Raw genomic sequence first — 17,176 nt, 5'->3', positions numbered from 1 at the left:
GGAGATGGTAGCGATGCGGGGCCAGAGTCTCGGAGAAAGTCGCCAGGGACCGCAGGCTCAAGGCTTGGGTTAAATGGCCGCTGACCAACGTCACCAACAATTGCCAGGAAGTGCAGCGTTTGACGTAGCGATCAGCTTGATGTGCTTCGACGGATCGCTCGAATGAAGAGCGTGGGATGGCACTGAGCAACTGAGTTAAAAAAGTGCTGGAAAACATGAGTCAAAATCGAGTCTGAAAAATCCGATTATGACTGAAGGCGGCCAACAGCAAGGGGGAGCAAGCTCCCCCTTCGGTTTTTACCGGACACTAGTGACGCTCTGCGTGGGAATGCACCCCACGGTGCTCCGCGTCATTCTGCGCTGGACGCGGAGCGCCCGGGGCAGCGTTACCACGCAGAGCGTGGGAACGATCACTGAAACGAACGAACATGAACCTGCACCGCCTCGCGTTTACCCTCTCGCTGCTTCCCCTGTCTCAGGCTTTCGCCGACCTGCCGGACCGCGAAAATGCCTTGAAACTGCCTGATGTCCTGATCAGCGCCAATCGCCAGGTCGAGCAACGCGACGACAGCACGGCAGCCAATACCGTGTTCACCCGTGATGACATCGAGCGACTGCAGCCGAGCAACGTCACTGACCTGCTCAACCGCGTGCCGGGTGTACAAGTGGCGCCAAGTGGAGGACGTGGCAGTCTGCCGGGCATCTACATACGCGGTACCAAGGCGGCGCAAAGCCTGGTACTGGTCGATGGCCAGCGCATCGCGAACGCCACCTCCGGCGACAGCGCGTTGCAGTTTCTGGATATCGAGCAGATCGAGCGCGTGGAGGTGCTGCGCGGTTCGCGCTCGGTCATTTACGGGGCCGACGCGATTGGCGGCGTGATCCAGATCTTCACCCGCCGGGGCGTTGAGCAGGGACTGCAAGCGCGGTTGCACACAGGCTTCGGCAACCGCAATACGCGCCAGAACAGCCTTGGCCTGTCAGGTGGCGACGAACAGACGCATTTCAATCTCAGCGCCAGCCTCGACGAAACCGCAGGGATCGACAGCACGGGGCTGTCGTTTGCCAGTGACGACGACCACGACGCCTACCGCAACAAGTCCATGAGCCTGAACCTCAGTCATTGGCTAAACGACGACGTGGAAATGGGCTTCAACGCGCTGGATAACAAGGGCAAGAACGAGTTCGACAACCCGTTCGGCCTGTTTGACCCGGTCACGTTCAACAGCGTGGGTCAGCAGCAATACAGCGACTTCGAGGTGAGCAGCCTGGGCACTTACCTGGACGCCCGAATCAACCCGACGTGGAAAACCCGTCTGGAACTGGGGCACAGCGAGAACCGCGAGAAAACCTTCGACAAGCTCAGCGACGACCGATACGTGTTCAACACCTATCGCGACTCGGTCAACTGGCAAAACGACCTGGCCCTTGATGAGCGCAACAGCCTGATGCTCGGTGCCGATGGGTACGAGGACCGGGTGGCCAGCAGCACGCCGTTCGACGAAGACAGCCGCTGGAACCGCGCGGCGTTCATTCAGCACCGCTACAAAGGCGACGGCTTCTCCACCGAGCTCGGGATGCGCCATGACCAGAATCAGCAGTTTGGCAGCCAGAACACCTGGAGCGGCACGCTGACCGTGCCCCTCAACGATGCCAACGACGTGCTGCTGTCCTACAGCGAAGGTTTCCGCGCGCCGACGTTCAACGATCTGTACTACCCCGGTTTCAGTAACCCGAATCTCAAGCCCGAGCACTCGAAAAGCTACGAGCTGCAATGGCGCAGCCGCCTGAGCGACGCCAGCAAACTGGAGGCTTCGCTGTATCGCACTGACCTGAAAGATGCAATCGCGCTGGATGCAGACTTCAGCCCGCAGAACATTGCCTCGGCTCGCATTAATGGCTTCGAAGCATCGCTCGAACAGCAACTGTTCGGCTGGACCGGCAAACTCGGTGCGTCGATCATTGATCCCCGTGATCGCGATACAGGCCACACGCTTAATCGCCGCGCGCGCCGAACAGTCAATCTGGACCTGGACCGCCAGTTCAATCGCCTCGGCGTCGGCGCCAGCTGGCAGGCGGTCAGCGACAGTTACAACGACGAAGCCAACACCCAGCACATCGGCGGTTACGCACTGGTCGGACTGCGCAGCAGCTGGAAAGCCAGCGACGAGGTCAAGCTGGAGTTCAAACTGGATAACGCCCTGGACAAGCACTACAGCCGCTCGCTGTACAGCTTTGATGGCAGCCAATACGGATACCGCGAGGAAGGCCGGACCTGGCTGTTCGGCGTGACCTGGACGCCTGCGTTTTAAAGGACAATGCGCTTCGCTTCTGCCGAAGGCTGCTTGATGTCCTACACAGATCCGCTTCTGCCGCAGGCGTAGGAGCGCGCTTGCCCGCGATCTGGCGCGAAGCGGCAGCCAATCCTATGCACTCGATGCGCCTGAAACGGCCAAGTCGCCTGGTTTTACTACCGCTGCGCGGTAGATCGCGAGCAAGCTTGCTCCCACGGCCTTCGGCCAGAATCAAAAACAGTGCTGCCGACACAGATTCGCTTCTGCCGTAGGCGTAGGAGCGTGGCTTGTCCCGCGATCTGGCGCGAAGCGGCAGTAAATCCTGTGCACTCGATGCGCCTGAAACGGCCAAGTCGCCTGGTTTTGCTACCGCTGCGCGGCAGATCGTCCGAGTGCAGCCCAGAGCAAGCTTGCTCCCACGGCCTCCGGCCAGAGTCAAAGACGGTGCGGCCCATCGCAAGGTGCCGGCCAGAATCGACGCAGCGGCTCAGCGATCGGGCGAGAGCCGTTCACACAGCTTCGCGACGGCATCGATCATCTGCCCGCTGGCGCGCTCCAGGCCTTTGTCCGGCACGGCCAGCAGATGCTGGTTCTTGACCGCCTTAAGCTGAGGCCACGCGTTCCAGCCGCTCAACAACCGGGCATCGCTCGTCAGGATCACCTCAGGGTCACGCTGCAAAATCGCCTCCAGACTGACCTGCGGCGCGGGCTGAGTGAGGTCCGCGAACACGTTCCGCGCGCCACACACACTCAGCGCATCGCTGATGATCTGCCCTCCTCCCACGGTGTACAGCGGCTGATCCCAGACCTGATAGAACACGCTGACAGGCGTCGCCCGTTGGTAGCGCTGACGCAGCGCAGACAATCGCTCACGAAACTCGCCCGCCACCTGCCGCCCCCGCTCGGCACGTCCCAGACGTACGCCTACCTGCTCGATCTGATCGGCCAGTTCATCGAGCGTGTGCGGCTCGGCGACAAAGGTTGGAATATCCAGCCGCTGCAACTGATCGCGCTGGGCAATGCTGACACTGCCGGGCCACAGCAACAGCAGATCGGGGCGCAGCGAAAGCAGCTGTTCCATCTGCAACTGCCCATAGCGCCCCACCGACGGTAAAGCGGCGACTTGCGCAGGACGTTCCCCACCATCAAGCACGCCCACCAGCAAGTCGGTAGCGTTCAGTTCAATAACGATTTCCGTCAGCGAAGGGGCCAGGCTGATAACACGTTCAGCCGCACTGACGGGCCAGGCCGTCAGCAACAGCAGGCAGGCAAGGAGTCGGCGCATCAGGCCAACTGGCGAGGGATGCGATAGAGGTAAAGCAGGATGACGCTGGACAGTGCCAATAAGGCCAGGGGCAGTGGCTCCAGACCGGCGAACACTGCCAGTGCGGCGATCCAGGCCGGCAACCCGGCGACCAGGAACGCCATGCGTCGATCGGCAGCAAGCCGCAGCCAGGCCGCGGGCTCTTCCGGGGTATCCAGTGATTTCTGCACCGCAATCAACGAGCGCTTGTACGCGCCGAACGGCTTGAGGCTGACAAACATCGAGGCCACGCCTGCGATGAACAACGGCATGGCGAACACCGATGGGCTGGCAGGCTCTTCACCCCCTCCGAAAAACACACAGACAACGAGCAGCGGCCCCAACGTCAATCCCAGTTGCCGCCACCACGCCAGCGCCAAACGACGGCGCACGTTGCCCCGTGTCACGCCGGATCGACCTCGCTCTGGTGCTCATTGCCCATCATATGGCCGAGCTTGCCGGCCTTGGTCGCCAGGTACAGTTTGTTGTGCGGGTTTTGGCCGGTGTGCAGCGGCACGCGTTCAGCCACACTGATCCCCATGTCCGTCAGGGCTTTGACCTTGCGAGGATTGTTCGTCATCAGCCGCAGCGACTTCACGCCCAGGTGCTCCAGCATCGGCAGGCAGATAGCGTAATCACGCTGGTCAGCGGCAAACCCCAGACGCTCGTTCGCTTCAACGGTATCGGCACCGCCGTCCTGCAATTCGTAAGCACGGATCTTGTTCATCAAGCCGATGCCGCGCCCTTCCTGGCGCAGGTACAACAGCACGCCACGGCCTTCGGACGCAATCGCGCGCAACGCTGCTTCGAGCTGTGAGCCGCAGTCACAACGCTGGCTGAACAGCGCATCACCGGTCAGGCATTCGGAATGCACACGACCGAGCACCGGCTCGCCATCCGATACATCGCCAAGGCTCAGAACAACATGCTCACGGCCGTTTTCTTCTTCAAGAAAGCCGTTCATTTTGAAAGTGGCAAAAGGGGTAGGCAGCTTGGAAGCCGCGACAAATACGACGGGCACCGTGTGCTCCTGATCAGTATGGGGGCTGGAAATTCGCAAGGCGGCATTGTAACAGCAGGTTCCAGCAGACGCTTAGGCTGAATTGTCGGCCATTCAGATCAGGAAGTTTGATCATGCCGCGGCCCGGCTTTTTGAGCAGCATCGTCAGCGTCGAACGGATACGGCTGGTGCCAGCGAGTAAAAATCACTCGTAGCTTGCCGGAGCGCACCAGTTGCGCCATGCGCTCATCGAAGACATCGCGAAGAAAACGCCCTCGTGCATTGTCGGCAAAGCTCAGAAACAATGGAATCGACATCAGGTAGGTCATGCGAAAACGTTGCGGCTCTTGGGTTTGCCCGAGGATGAAATTGACCTCTGGCCTGGCGTCGATGTACAGATCCGCGCGCGCATGATCGAGCATCGGAAGGATGTGATCGCGCCGGGCGACTTCGTTGAAGTGAACGACGTTGGGCAGGTAATGCTGGTATTCGTAACCGCGAACCCACGCCAGACGATAATTGCCCAGGGTTTTCAAGGTCGGTGCCGGTCTGGACGCCAGTCCCAGCGCGTAGATTTCGTCGGTGTCGTAATGCCACTTGGGATACAGCGTGCCCTCGACCTCATGCTCGTAGGCGCCGACCCACGCATCGGCTTCGCCACGCTGCACCAGACCGACGGCGCGAGTGTAAGGCTCTGTGCGTGACGCCACCTTGATCCCGGCCGGTTCGAATATCTCCCGCATCAGGTCCCAGCCCAACCCACTGCCATCGGCTTCGGTGTAGGCGTTCCACTGCTCGCTGACCAGCACAATGTCAGAAGGTTTTTCGGAGGCAGCGCCCGCATAGGCTTCGTTCGTTGCGCCCCACACCCCGATCATTACTGACAGCGTCAGGCCAGGCAGCCCTTTCATCCTTACGCGGCCCATGAGTGGTTTCCTATAACACGCCCCACACCCAGACTAGACCCTGCATCGCCAACCATGCAAAAACGCCGGCCAGAACATCGTCGAGCATGATGCCGACGCCGCCGTGCACGTGTTTGTCGATCCAGTGGATCGGCCACGGTTTGAGGATGTCGAAAAAACGGAAAACCAGAAAACCCACCAGCAACCAGACCCAGCCTTCAGGCACCAGCCACAAGGTTATCCACATGCCGACCATTTCGTCCCAGACGATGCCTTCATGGTCGTGCACGCGCAGATCGTCGGCGACCTTGCCGCACAGCCAGAAGCCGAACAGCATGGTCAGCCCCAGCATCAGCCAGTAGCCCCAGTCTGGCAGCATCTGCCACAGTGGAATGAATGGCACGGCGACCATGGAGCCCCAGGTACCAGGCGCTTTGGGCAACGTGCCGGAGCCGAAGCCGAACGCCAGGAAGTGCCAAGGGTTGGTCCACACCGAGGGCGGAACGTTTTCCGCCGGGACCTGATTAGGATGGTCTGTCACCGTGTCTCCCGAAAATGTTGGTAGCCCCGCGTCAACGGAGTGATGTCTCGTCCTTGTTCATCGATAAGCGACACACCCTGCCCTTCGACCACGCGCCCCACCACCGACACCGGCCAGCCCGCTGACACCAGGCTATCGAGTTCCGATGGCGGCAAGGTGAACGCGAGCACGTAGTCATCGCCGCCGGTCAGCGCAGCCTGTCGTGCGTCTTCAAGCCCCAGGAACGACAGCAGCGCGGCGGACATCGGCAAGCGCTCACGCTCCACCTGCAAGCGTACGCCCGATGCGAGCGCGATATGTCCACAATCGGCGAGCAGGCCGTCAGAGATGTCCAGCGCGGCCGAGGCCTTCCCCCGCAACGCCCGTCCCAACCCAAGTTGCGGCTGCGGCGACCAGTAACGTGCCAGCAGGGCCTGTGTGGTAGACGCCTCGGTACTGCGCTGGTTCAACACCAGCGGCAGCGCACCGGCGCCGTCGCCCAGCGGGCCACCCACACACAACAGGTCACCGGGCCGCGCGCCACTGCGGGTCAACGCTTGCCCCGCCGGCACCGAGCCGAACACGGTCACGGTCATGCTCAGCGGACCGCGCGTGGTGTCGCCGCCAATCAAGCGCATCGAACAGCCCTGGGCCATCTCGTTCAAACCACGGGCAAACGCTTGCAGCCAGTCGGCAGAAACGTCCGGCAGGGTCAGAGCAAGGGTAAACGCGAGCGGGCTGGCGCCCATGGCGGCCAGATCACTGGCAGAGACACCGAGCGCACGCTGGCCCAGCAGGAAAGGGTCGCAGACGTCGGGGAAATGCACCCCGGCGACCAGCGTGTCAGTGGAAATCGCCAGTTGTTCGCCGGGCGCTACCGACAACAGGGCGCAGTCGTCGCCAATCCCCAATGCAACGCCTTCGCCAGGCTGCGCACAGGGCGCAGCGGCAAAGTAATTGCGGATCAGCTCGAACTCGCCCATGGCGTGGCAACACTTGAGAGTCTGGAGAAACCCAGACGCCTCAGCGCTTGTGAGCCTTCACTTCGACTTCGCGCAGACGCGGAGCCAGTTTGTCGAGCACACCGTTGACGAACTTGTGGCCGTCGGTCGAACCGTAGACTTTCGCCAGCTCGATCCCTTCGTTGATGACCACGCGGTAGGGCACGTCGATGCGCTCGAGCATCTCCCACGTAGACAGGCGCAGGACTGCCAGTTCCACCGGGTCCAGCTCGTCGATGGTGATGTCCAGGCACGGCGTCAGTGCAACATCGATCTCGGCTTTCTTGGCTGGCACACCGTGCAGGATGTCGCGGAAGTACGCCGCGTCGACATCACTGAAGTCGTTATCGACACGGAACTGGGCTTCGATCTCGTTCAGCGACTGCTTGGCCATATGCCACTGGTAGAGCGCCTGCATGGCAAGCTTGCGCGCAGCACGGCGCTTTTCACTCTTCGAGGGTTTGCCAGCGTCGGCCGGGCGAGGTTCGCGCGGGTTGAACTGATCGCTTTCGTCGTTAATCACTTGGCCTCCAACTGCGCCAACAGGCTGACCATCTCGATGGCGGACAGGGCAGCTTCAGCACCTTTGTTACCGGCCTTGGTGCCGGAACGTTCGATGGCTTGCTCGATGGAATCAACGGTCAGTACGCCAAAAGCGACCGGCACGCCGAACTCCATGGACACCTGGGACAGGCCTTTGGTGCATTCACCGGCCACGTATTCGAAGTGCGGCGTACCGCCACGAATGACGGCGCCCAGTGCGATGATCGCGGAAAATTCGCTGCGCTGAGCGACTTTCTGCACGACCAGCGGGATTTCGAAAGCACCCGGCGCGCGGATGATGGTGATGTCGCTTTCGCTCACGCCATGGCGAACCAGGGCATCAACGGCACCGCTCACCAGGCTTTCCACGACGAAGCTGTTGAAGCGGCCTACCACCAGGGCATAGCGGCCTTGGGGGGCGATGAAGGTACCTTCGATGGTCTTCAGGGTCATTCGGCTGAGTCTCGTGTTCTCGTATTAAAGAGCAAGAAAGCGCGCACCACGCGCGCTTTCAGGATTTTAGGCCACGAATCGGCGACCGCAGGAACAAAAACCGTGAACGCTTCACGCTTTCACGGCCAGTGACCTGCCGGCCTTTATTCGGAGGGCACGTATTCTACAACTTCCAGATCGAAACCGGATATCGCGTTGAACTTCATTGGCGAACTCATCAGGCGCATTTTGCGTACGCCCAGGTCGCGGAGAATCTGCGAACCGGCCCCGACGGTGCTGTAAGTGGTCGGCGTTTTGACCGCTGCTCCCCCGGCGGTTTCACGCACATGGGCCAGCACGGCATCGCCATCGAGCGGGTGCCCGAGCAGCAGCACGACACCGCTGCCAGCCTCTGCAACGGCCGTCATGGCGGCGCGCAGGCTCCAGCGGCCGGGCTGCTTGACCATCAACAAGTCACGCAGCGGGTCCATGTTGTGCACACGCACCAGCGTCGGCTCTTCCGCGCAGACCTTGCCCAGCGTCAGCGCCAGGTGGACGTCGCCCTCGACCGAATCACGGTAGGTCACCAGGTTGAACTGGCCCAGTTCGCTGTCCAGCGGCTGCTCGGCAATCCGCTGAACGGTACGCTCATGGATCATCCGGTAATGGATCAGGTCGGCGATGGTGCCGATTTTGATGTTGTGCTCGGCCGCGAAGGCCTCGAGTTCAGTACGCCGGGACATGGTGCCGTCGTCGTTCATCACTTCGCAGATCACGCCGGTCGGCTCGAAACCGGCCATGCGCGCCAGGTCGCAGGCCGCTTCGGTATGACCGGCGCGGGACAGCACGCCGCCCGCCTGAGCCATCAGCGGGAAAATGTGGCCCGGGCTGACAATATCGTCCGCCTTGGCGTCCTTGGCTGCAGCGGCCTGGACGGTACGCGCACGGTCGGCCGCGGAAATACCGGTGGTCACGCCTTCGGCGGCCTCGATGGAAACCGTGAACTTGGTGCCGAAGCCCGACCCGTTACGCGGCGCCATCAACGGCAGCTTCAGGGTTTCGCAGCGCTCGCGGGTCATCGGCATGCAGATCAGGCCGCGGGCGTAACGCGCCATGAAGTTGATGTGCTCGGCCTTGACGCACTCGGAGGCCATGATCAGATCGCCTTCGTTTTCGCGGTCTTCGTCATCCATGAGGATGACCATCTTGCCTTGGCGAATGTCTTCAACCAGTTCTTCGATGCTGTTGAGCGCCACGCGGCACCCCCTTCAATTCAGGATTTGAGGTAGCCGTTGGCGGCCAGAAAGCTTTCAGTGATGGTGCCGCCCTGGGCGGGCGTCGGGTCGGCGGCCTTGTCACCGAGCAGCAGACGCTCCAGGTAACGCGCCAGCAGATCGACCTCCAGATTGATCTTACGGCCGGGGCGGTAGTCGCCCATGATGGTTTCAGCCAGGGTGTGCGGCACGATGGTCAGCTCGAACTCGGCGCCATTCACGGCGTTCACGGTCAGGCTGGTGCCGTCGACGGTGATGGAACCCTTGTGCGAGATGTACTTGGCCAGCTCACGAGGCGCGCGCATGCGGAACTGGATCGCCCTGGCGTTTTCTTCGCGGGACAGCACTTCACCGACACCGTCGACGTGGCCGCTGACCAGATGGCCGCCCAGGCGAGTGGTCGGGGTCAGGGCTTTTTCCAGGTTGACGCGACTGCCGGTCTTCAAGTCCACGAACGCCGTGACGTCCAGGGTTTCACGGCTGACGTCGGCCCAGAAGCCATCGCCTGGCAATTCGACGGCGGTCAGGCAGACACCGTTGACGGCAATGCTGTCACCGAGTTTGACGTCGGAGAGGTCGAGTTTGCCGGTCTCTACATAAACGCGGACGTCGCCGCCTTTAGGCGTAATGGCGCGGATGCTGCCGATGGATTCGATAATGCCGGTAAACATGGGTCCTCCGGGAGAACAGGGCCAGCGTTGATACGATGGCCGAAAATTATACGCTCGCGCTCGGTGTTGGTATTGCGATGACTCGCCAGTCATTGCCCACAGCGCGCATTTCGATGATCTTGAGCTCGAGCGCTTCGCTCATCTGCGCCAATGGCAGGTCCAACAAAGGACGCGCTGACGACCCCATGAACTTGCCGGCGACAAAAATCTGGAATTCGTCGACCAGGCCCAGTCGGGTGAACGCACCGGCAAGCTTTGGACCTGCTTCGACCAGCACGTCGTTGACGCCACGGGACGCCAGCTCGACCAACAGCTTGCGCAGATCGACATGACCGCCGCTGCTCGCCAACGCCAGCATTTCATGGCCTTCTTCGTGATAACGCTCGCGCGCCGAGGCGGCTGCACAGGTCACGACAAGGGCATTGCCCGCCTTGAAAAACGGAGCATCGAGCGGCACACGCAAGCGCCCGTCGATCAGCACGCGCAGGGGCGGCCGTGTCACGGCAAGCGCCGTCAGTTCGGCATTAAGGCCCAGCTCGTCAGGACGAACCGTCAGACGCGCATGGTCGGCCAGCACCGTATCGGCGCCCGTCAGCACCACGCTTGACTGGGCACGCAGACGCTGCACCGCAGACCGGGCCTCAGGGCCGGTGATCCACTTGCTCTCGCCGCTGGCCATGGCCGTGCGACCGTCCAGACTCATCGCCAGCTTCACCCGCACATACGGCAGGCCATGCTCCATGCGCTTGAGAAAGCCTTTGTTGAGTGCACGCGCTTCACCTTCCAGCACGCCACTCTGAACGGCGATACCGGCGCTCATCAAACGCAGCAGGCCGCGTCCGGCGACATCGGGATTGGGGTCTTGCATCGCCGCGACCACACGCGCCACACCTGCGTTAACCAAAGCGTCGGCACAAGGCGGCGTGCGTCCGTGATGGCTGCAGGGTTCGAGGGTGACGTAGGCGGTTGCGCCTTTGGCCTTGTCACCGGCCTGATGCAGCGCATGGACTTCGGCGTGGGGCTCGCCTGCGCGGACATGCCAACCCTCGCCGACCACTTCGCCGTCTCGCACGATCACGCAACCCACCCGTGGATTAGGGTGCGTCGAGTAGACGCCCTTGCGCGCCAGTTCCAGCGCTCGTGCCATATACGCGGCGTCGAGCACGCTTTGCTCTGTCGGAGACATGCTCACTCTTTAACCGGCTCACGGGCCAGTCGGTCGATTTCTTCGCGGAATTCGTTGAGGTCCTGAAACCGCCGATACACCGAAGCAAAGCGGATATACGCCACTTCGTCGAGTTTCTGCAGCTCGGCCATGACCAGCTCGCCAACGACCAAGGATTTGACCTCGCGCTCACCGGTCGCCCGAAGTTTGCTCTTGATGTGAGCCAGGGCCGCTTCAAGACGCTCGACACTGACCGGGCGTTTTTCCAGCGCGCGCTGCATGCCGGCGCGCAGCTTTTCTTCATCGAAGGGCTGGCGGCTGCCGTCTTGCTTGATCAGCCGTGGCAGCACCAGTTCGGCGGTTTCGAACGTGGTGAATCGTTCGCCGCACGCGACGCATTCACGACGGCGACGAACCTGATCGCCTTCGGCGACAAGGCGCGAGTCAATGACTTTGGTGTCGTTGGCACCGCAAAAGGGACAGTGCATGGTGGCAGGCAACAAAAAAAGGGAGGGCCATGGTAGCGCATCCCGCCGGCAAGACAAGTCTCGGGGTTTGAGGTATATAGACGCGCATCCTGTGCGGCGAAAGCCGTCACCCTTGGGGACACTGCGTGATGTCCCGGGTATCCCGATCGATTCCGTTTTTGCTGGAGCTGTTCATGACGCTACGTTCGCTCGCTGTAATCAGCCTGCTCGGCCTGCTCGCCGCCTGTAGCACTGCCGAGCCGCCCAAACCCGCTGCACCCGCGAAGCCTGCGCCGAATGCGATCAAGCTGCCCGCGGGCCCTGGCCCGCTTCTGCCGTATCAGCGCGAATTGAGCGGACAGTTGCTGGGTGTCCCCACCGGCGCCGAAGTTGAGTTGGCGCTGCTGGTGATCGATGACCGCAACCGCCCGCAAAAGCTGCTGAGCAGCACCAAGCTCACCGGCAACAACCAGTCGCTGCCGTTTCAACTGCGTTTCAACCCGGAAGCGTTCCCACAAGGTGCGCGTGTCGAGTTACGCGGCCGCGCCAGCCAGTCGGGTCAGTTGATCCTGCATCTGCCGTCGGTGCTGATCGCCAGGCCTGACACCCAGTCGCTCGGACAACTGCAATTCGTCACGGCGCCATGACCCCGCCGCCGCATCTGCAGGCGGCGTTGAACGAACTGCTGGGCGACGCCCGATTGGTCGCCGAGCCGTTGCCGGGCACGGACTTGAAGTTATGGCTGATCGACGCGGACAACATGGACCGTGCGTTCAGTCCTGAAGAAACCCGACGCATCCTTGAAGAGCCGCCCTACTGGAGCTTCTGCTGGGCCAGCGGCCTGGCGCTGGCACGCTTCCTCGCCGAGCACCCGCAATGGGTCGAGGGCAAGCGGGTACTCGATTTCGGCGCAGGCTCGGGCGTCGCAGGCATCGCCGCCATGAAGGCCGGCGCGCTGGAAGTGGTGGCGTGTGATCTCGATCCCATCGCCCTCGCCTCGTGCAAGGCCAACGCCGAGCTCAACGGCGTGACGCTCGCTTACTCGGCTGATTTCTTTGCCGAGGCCGACCGTTTCGACCTGATTCTGGTGGCCGACGTGCTGTACGACCGGGCCAACCTGCCGTTGCTGGACCAATTTCTCAGCCGGGGCAAAGCCGCGCTGGTCGCCGACTCCCGCGTCAGGGATTTCCAGCATCCGCTGTATGAGCGACTGGGGATTCTGGAGGCACTGACCTTGCCGGATCTGGCCGAGCCCTGGGAGTTTCGCAGGGTGAGTCTTTATCACGCGGCAAGATAACGCCTCCCCTTGTGCGTAGCTTGTCCCGCGAGCGGCTGCGAAGCAGTCGTAAATCCGGTGTACGCGGTACAACCGAAAAACTGCATTTACAGGGTTTACGACGACTGCGTCGCCGGTCGCGGGACAAGCCACGCCCCTACAAGACGTCACCGACCTTTCAACAACACCCGGCCGCCCTTTATAGTTGGCGCCATTAAGCCTTTTTCGAGACTTGCGATGAGCCAGGACACGCCGTACATCTTCGATGCGACCACTGCCACTTTCGATCAGTTGGTCATCGAGAACTCCTTTCACAAACCGGTGCTGGTGGATTTCTGGGCCGAGTGGTGCGCGCCGTGCAAGGTGCTGATGCCGTTGCTGGCGCAGATTGCCGAGAGCTATCAGGGCGAGCTGCTGCTGGCGAAAGTCGACTGCGACGCCGAGCAGGACATCGTTGCCCGCTTTGGTATTCGCAGCCTGCCGACCGTGGTGCTGTTCAAGGACGGCCAGCCAGTCGACGGTTTCGCCGGTGCCCAGCCTGAATCGCAGATTCGCGCGCTGCTCGAACCGCACGTCCAGATGCCGCCACCGGCTGCGGCAGACCCGCTGCAAACCGCTCAGGAAATGTTTGCCGCGAGCCATTTCGCGGAAGCGGAAGCGGTGCTGCAGACTATCCTCGCCGAGGACAACAGCAACGCCGCCGCGTTGATTCTGTACGCACGCTGCCTGGCTGAACGTGGCGAGCTGACCGAAGCCCGTGCTGTGCTGGACGCGGTCAAAGGCGATGATCACAAAGCCGCGCTCGCCGGCGCGAAAGCCCAGTTGACCTTCCTCGGGGAAGCCCAGGCACTGCCGGATGCGGCGGACCTGAAGAGCCGTCTGGCGCAAAACCCGCAGGACGATGAAGCCGCGCATCAACTGGCGATCCACCAGTTGTCCCGCCAGCAGTACGACGCTGCGCTGGAAGGCTTGCTCAAACTGTTTATCCGCAACCGCAACTACAACGAAGGCCAACCGCACAAGACCTTGCTGCAGGTGTTCGACCTGCTGGGCAACGATCACCCACTGGTGACCACCTATCGCCGCAAGTTGTTTGCTGCGCTCTACTGATGTGACTTCGGCCCTGTAGGGCTTTAGACAGGATTGCGTCGGGAGATCCCAGGCATCACTCGATCCAGTGATACTCCGGCGCATCGCCATGGCTTTCGACTTTGACGTTGGCACTGTGGCGCATGCGCACCATCAGGCGTTTGCCCGCCGCCGTGCTGCCGGCCAGCCCTTCCAGCTGTCCGAGCAGGTCAGGTCCGCTCATATGCCCCGCCTTGCGCAGCAGTTCCTGTGCGATCTCCCAGACCGCGTCGTTACGACTGGCGATCGGCTTGGCCGGTGATTCGTTGAGCGGTTCGGTCTGCTGCACGTGCACGCCCAGCTGCGTACCCAGCCGGGCCCAGTCGCTTTCGTCCATCTCCACGGTCAGATCCACCGGCATGTCGCCAACGGTTCCACGGATTCGCAACATGATGTGTGTCCTCTGGTTGAGTGAGCGGCATGGTCCCACAGGTGCTCCCGTGCTGCACGTGATCCGCCGAGCCCGGAACGTCCGAACGACGCAAGCGCGCTTCTACAGTCCCAACAAAAAAGTTAAGAACGCGCGCAACGTATTGTTATAAGATCACATAACAAATTTCCAACCTTCTCCCGGAGCCCTTCTCTATGCGTCGTCTGTTCCTCGCTTTGCCCTTCGCGCTGCTGCCCCTGACTTTCGCTCACGCTGCCGATGAACATGACCACGATCATGAGCACGGCAGCCTCGGCGCGCATGTTCACGGTGTGGCGAGACTGGACGTGGCGCTGGATGGCCGCACGCTGGAGCTGGAACTGGACACCCCGGCCATGAACATCGTCGGCTTTGAACACGCCGCAACGACCGCTGCCGACAAAACGACGCTGGCGCTGGCGCGGGAAACCTTGCTCAAACCTCACGGCCTGTTCAGCATTCCGGAAGCGGCGGGCTGCACGGTCACCAAACAGAAGCTGGAAAGCCCCTTGTTTGGCGACAAGGACGATGACCACGATGACGGTGATGCGGACGAGCACGAACACAGCGAAATCCACGGTCACTACCAGTTCACCTGCGATGTGCCCGCCGTGCTCAACAAGCTGGACCTGACCCAGTTGTTCAAAAGCTTCCCGGCCACCCAGACCATTCAGGTCCAACTGGTGACACCGAAACGCCAGATGGGCGCGGAAGTGCGTCCAAGCAACCCAGTGGTCAAGTTTTAAACCACGTGGCTTCACATACGACCGGGACCTCCCGGTCGTTCACCTTTCAAATGCGACTGAGGCCATGACTCAAGCACTTATCGAGCTGTCCGGACTCGGCTTTGCCTGGCCGGGACACGCCCCTCTGCTGGACATTCCGGCGTTCCGCCTGGAGCCGGGCGAAACCCTGTTTCTCAAAGGCCCCAGCGGCAGCGGCAAAACCACCTTGCTGGGCCTGCTGGGCGGCGTGCAAAAGCCCGACCGCGGCAGCATTCGCCTGCTGGGGCAGGAGCTGACAGCGCTGTCGGCCGGCGCCCGCGACCGGTTTCGCGTCGATCACACCGGTTACATCTTCCAGCAGTTCAACCTGCTGCCGTTTCTGTCAGTGCGCGAGAACGTCGAACTGCCCTGTCATTTCTCCAGGCTGCGCGCGGCACGAGCAACACAACGTCATGGCAGCGTCGATCATGCCGCTACGGCCCTGCTCGCGCATTTGGGCCTCAAGGATCCGCAGGTGTTGAGCCGTCGCGCCGACGCGCTGTCCATCGGCCAACAGCAACGCGTTGCCGCCGCCCGCGCGTTGATCGGCCAGCCCGAACTGGTGATCGCTGACGAGCCCACCTCGGCCCTCGACGCCGACGCCCGCGAAGCCTTCATCAAGCTGCTGTTCGCCGAATGCCGCGAGGCCGGCGCCAGTCTGTTGTTTGTCAGTCACGATCAAAGCCTGGCGCCACTGTTCGACCGCAACCTGTCGCTGGCCGAACTCAATCGCGCCGCCGTCGCCACCGAGGTTTGAGATGTATCTTCTTCGTCTGGCACTGGCCAGTCTTGCCAACCGCCGCTTTACCGCGTTTCTCACGGCGTTCGCCATTGCCCTGTCGGTCTGCCTGCTGCTGGCGGTCGAACGGGTGCGCACCGAAGCCCGCGCCAGCTTCGCCAGCACGATCAGCGGTACGGATCTGATCGTCGGCGCGCGCTCAGGCTCGGTGAACCTGTTGCTGTATTCGGTCTTCCGCATCGGCAACGCCACCAACAATATTCGTTGGGACAGCTTCGAACATTTCGCCAACAGCAAACAGGTGAAGTGGGCGATCCCGATCTCACTGGGTGACAGCCACCGCGGCTATCGGGTGATGGGCACCAACGAATCGTACTTCGAGCATTACCAGTACGGCCGCCAACAGCATCTTGAACTGGCCGAGGGCCGCCCGTTCGCCACCGATCCATTCGAAGTGGTACTGGGTGCCGAGGTGGCGCACGCCCTGCATTACAAGCTGGGCGACAAGCTGGTTCTCGCTCACGGCGTGGCGACCGTGAGTCTGGTCAAGCACGATGACAAGCCGTTCACCGTGGTCGGCATTCTCAAACGGACCGGCACGCCGGTGGACCGCACGCTGCACATCAGCCTGGGCGGCATGGAAGCGATCCACATCGACTGGCATAACGGCGTGCCGGCGCAGGGCGCGGGGCGTATCACGGCCGATCAGGCGCGCAACATGGACCTGACGCCGACCGCCATCACGGCCTTCATGCTCGGACTGAACAGCAAGATTTCGACCTTTGCCTTGCAGCGCGAAATCAACGAGTTCCGGGGCGAACCGATGCTGGCGATCCTGCCGGGCGTGGCGCTGCAAGAGCTCTGGAGTCTGATGGGCACGGCGGAAAAAGCGCTGTTCGTGATTTCGTTGTTCGTGGTGCTCACCGGCTTGATCGGCATGTTGACCGCGATTCTCACCAGCCTCAACGAGCGTCGCCGAGAGATGGCGATTCTGCGTTCGGTCGGTGCGCGCCCTTGGCATATCGCGAGCTTGTTGATCCTTGAAGCGTTCGCGCTCGCGCTCGCGGGCGCGGTCAGCGGGCTGGCCTTGCTCTACATCGGTATCGCCGCCGCTCAGGGTTACGTGCAGGCGAATTACGGGTTGTACTTGCCATTGTCGCTGCCGAGCGCTTATGAATGGGCGCTGTTGGGCGGCATTCTCGGCGCCGCGCTGTTGATGGGTGTCGTGCCGGCCTGGCGCGCTTATCGGCAATCTCTGGCAGATGGCCTGTCGATCCGGTTGTGA

General features: G+C 61.9%; 21 protein-coding genes. 7 read left to right on the top strand and 14 right to left on the bottom strand.

The genetic code is table 11. The features are described 5' to 3' along the window. On the bottom strand, positions 1–217 hold a 217-nt coding region (locus BMY73_RS20125), incomplete at its 3' end, for a DUF4372 domain-containing protein (protein WP_139214257.1). 211 nt (positions 218–428) lie between these two features. Here BMY73_RS20125 and BMY73_RS20120 point away from each other — a divergent pair. Continuing rightward, positions 429–2,312 carry a TonB-dependent receptor domain-containing protein gene (locus tag BMY73_RS20120; RefSeq protein WP_092409212.1) on the top strand — a complete coding sequence of 628 codons (1,884 nt, stop codon included), beginning with the start codon at positions 429–431 and terminating at the stop codon, positions 2,310–2,312. A gap of 469 nt (positions 2,313–2,781) precedes the next feature. Here BMY73_RS20120 and BMY73_RS20115 read toward each other — a convergent pair whose 3' ends face one another. From BMY73_RS20115 to nrdR, 12 genes are all read right to left on the bottom strand, one after another. Then, positions 2,782–3,579 carry a cobalamin-binding protein gene (locus BMY73_RS20115; RefSeq protein ID WP_092409210.1) on the bottom strand — a complete coding sequence of 266 codons (798 nt, stop codon included), beginning with the start codon at positions 3,577–3,579 and terminating at the stop codon, positions 2,782–2,784. Beyond that, positions 3,579–4,004, bottom strand: a complete 426-nt coding sequence (locus BMY73_RS20110; protein ID WP_062384748.1) for a hypothetical protein — start codon at positions 4,002–4,004, stop codon at positions 3,579–3,581. The genes BMY73_RS20115 and BMY73_RS20110 overlap by 1 nt, the downstream gene beginning before the upstream one ends. Next, positions 4,001–4,618: a GTP cyclohydrolase II gene (gene ribA, locus BMY73_RS20105; protein WP_062384745.1), complete on the bottom strand. Its 618-nt coding sequence runs from the start codon at positions 4,616–4,618 to the stop codon at positions 4,001–4,003. Before ribA ends, BMY73_RS20110 begins: the two co-directional genes overlap by 4 nt. Positions 4,619–4,716: 98 nt before the next feature. Further along, positions 4,717–5,475 carry an ABC transporter substrate-binding protein gene (locus BMY73_RS20100; protein WP_371914991.1) on the bottom strand — a complete coding sequence of 253 codons (759 nt, stop codon included), beginning with the start codon at positions 5,473–5,475 and terminating at the stop codon, positions 4,717–4,719. Positions 5,476–5,533: 58 nt separating this feature from the next. After that, complete coding sequence (locus BMY73_RS20095; RefSeq protein WP_062384742.1) at positions 5,534–6,043, bottom strand: phosphatidylglycerophosphatase A family protein; 510 nt, start codon at positions 6,041–6,043, stop codon at positions 5,534–5,536. Next, on the bottom strand, positions 6,040–7,005 hold the full coding sequence (gene thiL, locus BMY73_RS20090; RefSeq protein WP_092409206.1) for a thiamine-phosphate kinase: 966 nt from the start codon (positions 7,003–7,005) through the stop codon (positions 6,040–6,042). The genes BMY73_RS20095 and thiL overlap by 4 nt, the downstream gene beginning before the upstream one ends. 40 nt (positions 7,006–7,045) lie before the next feature. Then, on the bottom strand, positions 7,046–7,546 hold the full coding sequence (nusB, locus tag BMY73_RS20085; RefSeq protein WP_062384736.1) for a transcription antitermination factor NusB: 501 nt from the start codon (positions 7,544–7,546) through the stop codon (positions 7,046–7,048). After that, on the bottom strand, positions 7,543–8,019 hold the full coding sequence (ribE, locus tag BMY73_RS20080) for a 6,7-dimethyl-8-ribityllumazine synthase (RefSeq protein ID WP_062384733.1): 477 nt from the start codon (positions 8,017–8,019) through the stop codon (positions 7,543–7,545). Before ribE ends, nusB begins: the two co-directional genes overlap by 4 nt. A gap of 143 nt (positions 8,020–8,162) precedes the next feature. Further along, positions 8,163–9,254: a bifunctional 3,4-dihydroxy-2-butanone-4-phosphate synthase/GTP cyclohydrolase II gene (gene ribBA, locus BMY73_RS20075; RefSeq protein ID WP_062384730.1), complete on the bottom strand. Its 1,092-nt coding sequence runs from the start codon at positions 9,252–9,254 to the stop codon at positions 8,163–8,165. A gap of 17 nt (positions 9,255–9,271) precedes the next feature. Further along, a complete protein-coding gene (locus BMY73_RS20070) occupies positions 9,272–9,943 on the bottom strand; it encodes a riboflavin synthase (RefSeq protein WP_062384719.1) in 672 nt (223 codons plus the stop codon). Between the two features lie 46 nt (positions 9,944–9,989). Next, positions 9,990–11,129, bottom strand: a complete 1,140-nt coding sequence (gene ribD / locus BMY73_RS20065; protein WP_175500220.1) for a bifunctional diaminohydroxyphosphoribosylaminopyrimidine deaminase/5-amino-6-(5-phosphoribosylamino)uracil reductase RibD — start codon at positions 11,127–11,129, stop codon at positions 9,990–9,992. 2 nt (positions 11,130–11,131) lie between these two features. Next, positions 11,132–11,596, bottom strand: a complete 465-nt coding sequence (gene nrdR, locus BMY73_RS20060; protein WP_162770525.1) for a transcriptional regulator NrdR — start codon at positions 11,594–11,596, stop codon at positions 11,132–11,134. Between the two features lie 173 nt (positions 11,597–11,769). On the opposite strand from nrdR, the gene BMY73_RS20055 reads away from it, so the two are divergent. The 3 genes from BMY73_RS20055 to trxA all read left to right on the top strand — a co-directional run bounded on the left by BMY73_RS20055 (position 11,770) and on the right by trxA (position 13,961). Further along, the gene (locus tag BMY73_RS20055; protein ID WP_062384711.1) at positions 11,770–12,222 is read left to right on the top strand and encodes a YbaY family lipoprotein; all 453 of its coding nucleotides are present in this window, start codon (positions 11,770–11,772) and stop codon (positions 12,220–12,222) included. After that, complete coding sequence (locus tag BMY73_RS20050; RefSeq protein WP_062384708.1) at positions 12,219–12,872, top strand: class I SAM-dependent methyltransferase; 654 nt, start codon at positions 12,219–12,221, stop codon at positions 12,870–12,872. The genes BMY73_RS20055 and BMY73_RS20050 overlap by 4 nt, the downstream gene beginning before the upstream one ends. Before the next feature lie 216 nt (positions 12,873–13,088). After that, complete coding sequence (gene trxA, locus BMY73_RS20045) at positions 13,089–13,961, top strand: thioredoxin (RefSeq protein ID WP_092409202.1); 873 nt, start codon at positions 13,089–13,091, stop codon at positions 13,959–13,961. A 55-nt stretch (positions 13,962–14,016) separates the two neighbouring features. On the opposite strand, the gene BMY73_RS20040 is transcribed toward trxA, so the two are convergent. After that, positions 14,017–14,370 (bottom strand): hypothetical protein, encoded by a 354-nt coding sequence (locus BMY73_RS20040; protein ID WP_092409200.1) that lies wholly within the window; start codon positions 14,368–14,370, stop codon positions 14,017–14,019. 194 nt (positions 14,371–14,564) lie between these two features. On the opposite strand from BMY73_RS20040, the gene BMY73_RS20035 reads away from it, so the two are divergent. The 3 genes from BMY73_RS20035 (at position 14,565) to BMY73_RS20025 (ending at position 17,176) form a co-directional block, all read left to right on the top strand. Further along, complete coding sequence (locus BMY73_RS20035; protein WP_092409198.1) at positions 14,565–15,134, top strand: DUF2796 domain-containing protein; 570 nt, start codon at positions 14,565–14,567, stop codon at positions 15,132–15,134. Positions 15,135–15,198: 64 nt separating this feature from the next. Then, on the top strand, positions 15,199–15,909 hold the full coding sequence (locus tag BMY73_RS20030; RefSeq protein ID WP_092409196.1) for an ABC transporter ATP-binding protein: 711 nt from the start codon (positions 15,199–15,201) through the stop codon (positions 15,907–15,909). A 1-nt stretch (position 15,910) separates the two neighbouring features. After that, on the top strand, positions 15,911–17,176 hold the full coding sequence (locus tag BMY73_RS20025) for an ABC transporter permease (RefSeq protein ID WP_092409194.1): 1,266 nt from the start codon (positions 15,911–15,913) through the stop codon (positions 17,174–17,176).

The organism is Pseudomonas sp. NFACC02, assembly GCF_900110765.1.
Classification (GTDB): Bacteria; Pseudomonadota; Gammaproteobacteria; order Pseudomonadales; family Pseudomonadaceae; genus Aquipseudomonas.
This window is presented reverse-complemented; position numbering and strand designations above follow the sequence as displayed.

What these genes read in the sequence shown, in the direction of transcription:
- BMY73_RS20120 (WP_092409212.1), top strand. Translation starts at nt 429, where the DNA reads ATGAACCTGCACCGCCTCGCGTTTACCCTCTCGCTGCTTCCCCTGTCT.
- BMY73_RS20115 (WP_092409210.1), bottom strand. Translation starts at nt 3,579, where the DNA reads ATGCGCCGACTCCTTGCCTGCCTGCTGTTGCTGACGGCCTGGCCCGTC.
- BMY73_RS20100 (WP_371914991.1), bottom strand. Translation starts at nt 5,475, where the DNA reads ATGATCGGGGTGTGGGGCGCAACGAACGAAGCCTATGCGGGCGCTGCC.
- thiL (WP_092409206.1), bottom strand. Translation starts at nt 7,005, where the DNA reads ATGGGCGAGTTCGAGCTGATCCGCAATTACTTTGCCGCTGCGCCCTGT.
- ribE (WP_062384733.1), bottom strand. Translation starts at nt 8,019, where the DNA reads ATGACCCTGAAGACCATCGAAGGTACCTTCATCGCCCCCCAAGGCCGC.
- BMY73_RS20070 (WP_062384719.1), bottom strand. Translation starts at nt 9,943, where the DNA reads ATGTTTACCGGCATTATCGAATCCATCGGCAGCATCCGCGCCATTACG.
- ribD (WP_175500220.1), bottom strand. Translation starts at nt 11,129, where the DNA reads ATGTCTCCGACAGAGCAAAGCGTGCTCGACGCCGCGTATATGGCACGA.
- nrdR (WP_162770525.1), bottom strand. Translation starts at nt 11,596, where the DNA reads ATGCACTGTCCCTTTTGCGGTGCCAACGACACCAAAGTCATTGACTCG.
- BMY73_RS20055 (WP_062384711.1), top strand. Translation starts at nt 11,770, where the DNA reads ATGACGCTACGTTCGCTCGCTGTAATCAGCCTGCTCGGCCTGCTCGCC.
- BMY73_RS20050 (WP_062384708.1), top strand. Translation starts at nt 12,219, where the DNA reads ATGACCCCGCCGCCGCATCTGCAGGCGGCGTTGAACGAACTGCTGGGC.
- trxA (WP_092409202.1), top strand. Translation starts at nt 13,089, where the DNA reads ATGAGCCAGGACACGCCGTACATCTTCGATGCGACCACTGCCACTTTC.
- BMY73_RS20040 (WP_092409200.1), bottom strand. Translation starts at nt 14,370, where the DNA reads ATGTTGCGAATCCGTGGAACCGTTGGCGACATGCCGGTGGATCTGACC.
- BMY73_RS20035 (WP_092409198.1), top strand. Translation starts at nt 14,565, where the DNA reads ATGCGTCGTCTGTTCCTCGCTTTGCCCTTCGCGCTGCTGCCCCTGACT.
- BMY73_RS20030 (WP_092409196.1), top strand. Translation starts at nt 15,199, where the DNA reads ATGACTCAAGCACTTATCGAGCTGTCCGGACTCGGCTTTGCCTGGCCG.
- BMY73_RS20025 (WP_092409194.1), top strand. Translation starts at nt 15,911, where the DNA reads ATGTATCTTCTTCGTCTGGCACTGGCCAGTCTTGCCAACCGCCGCTTT.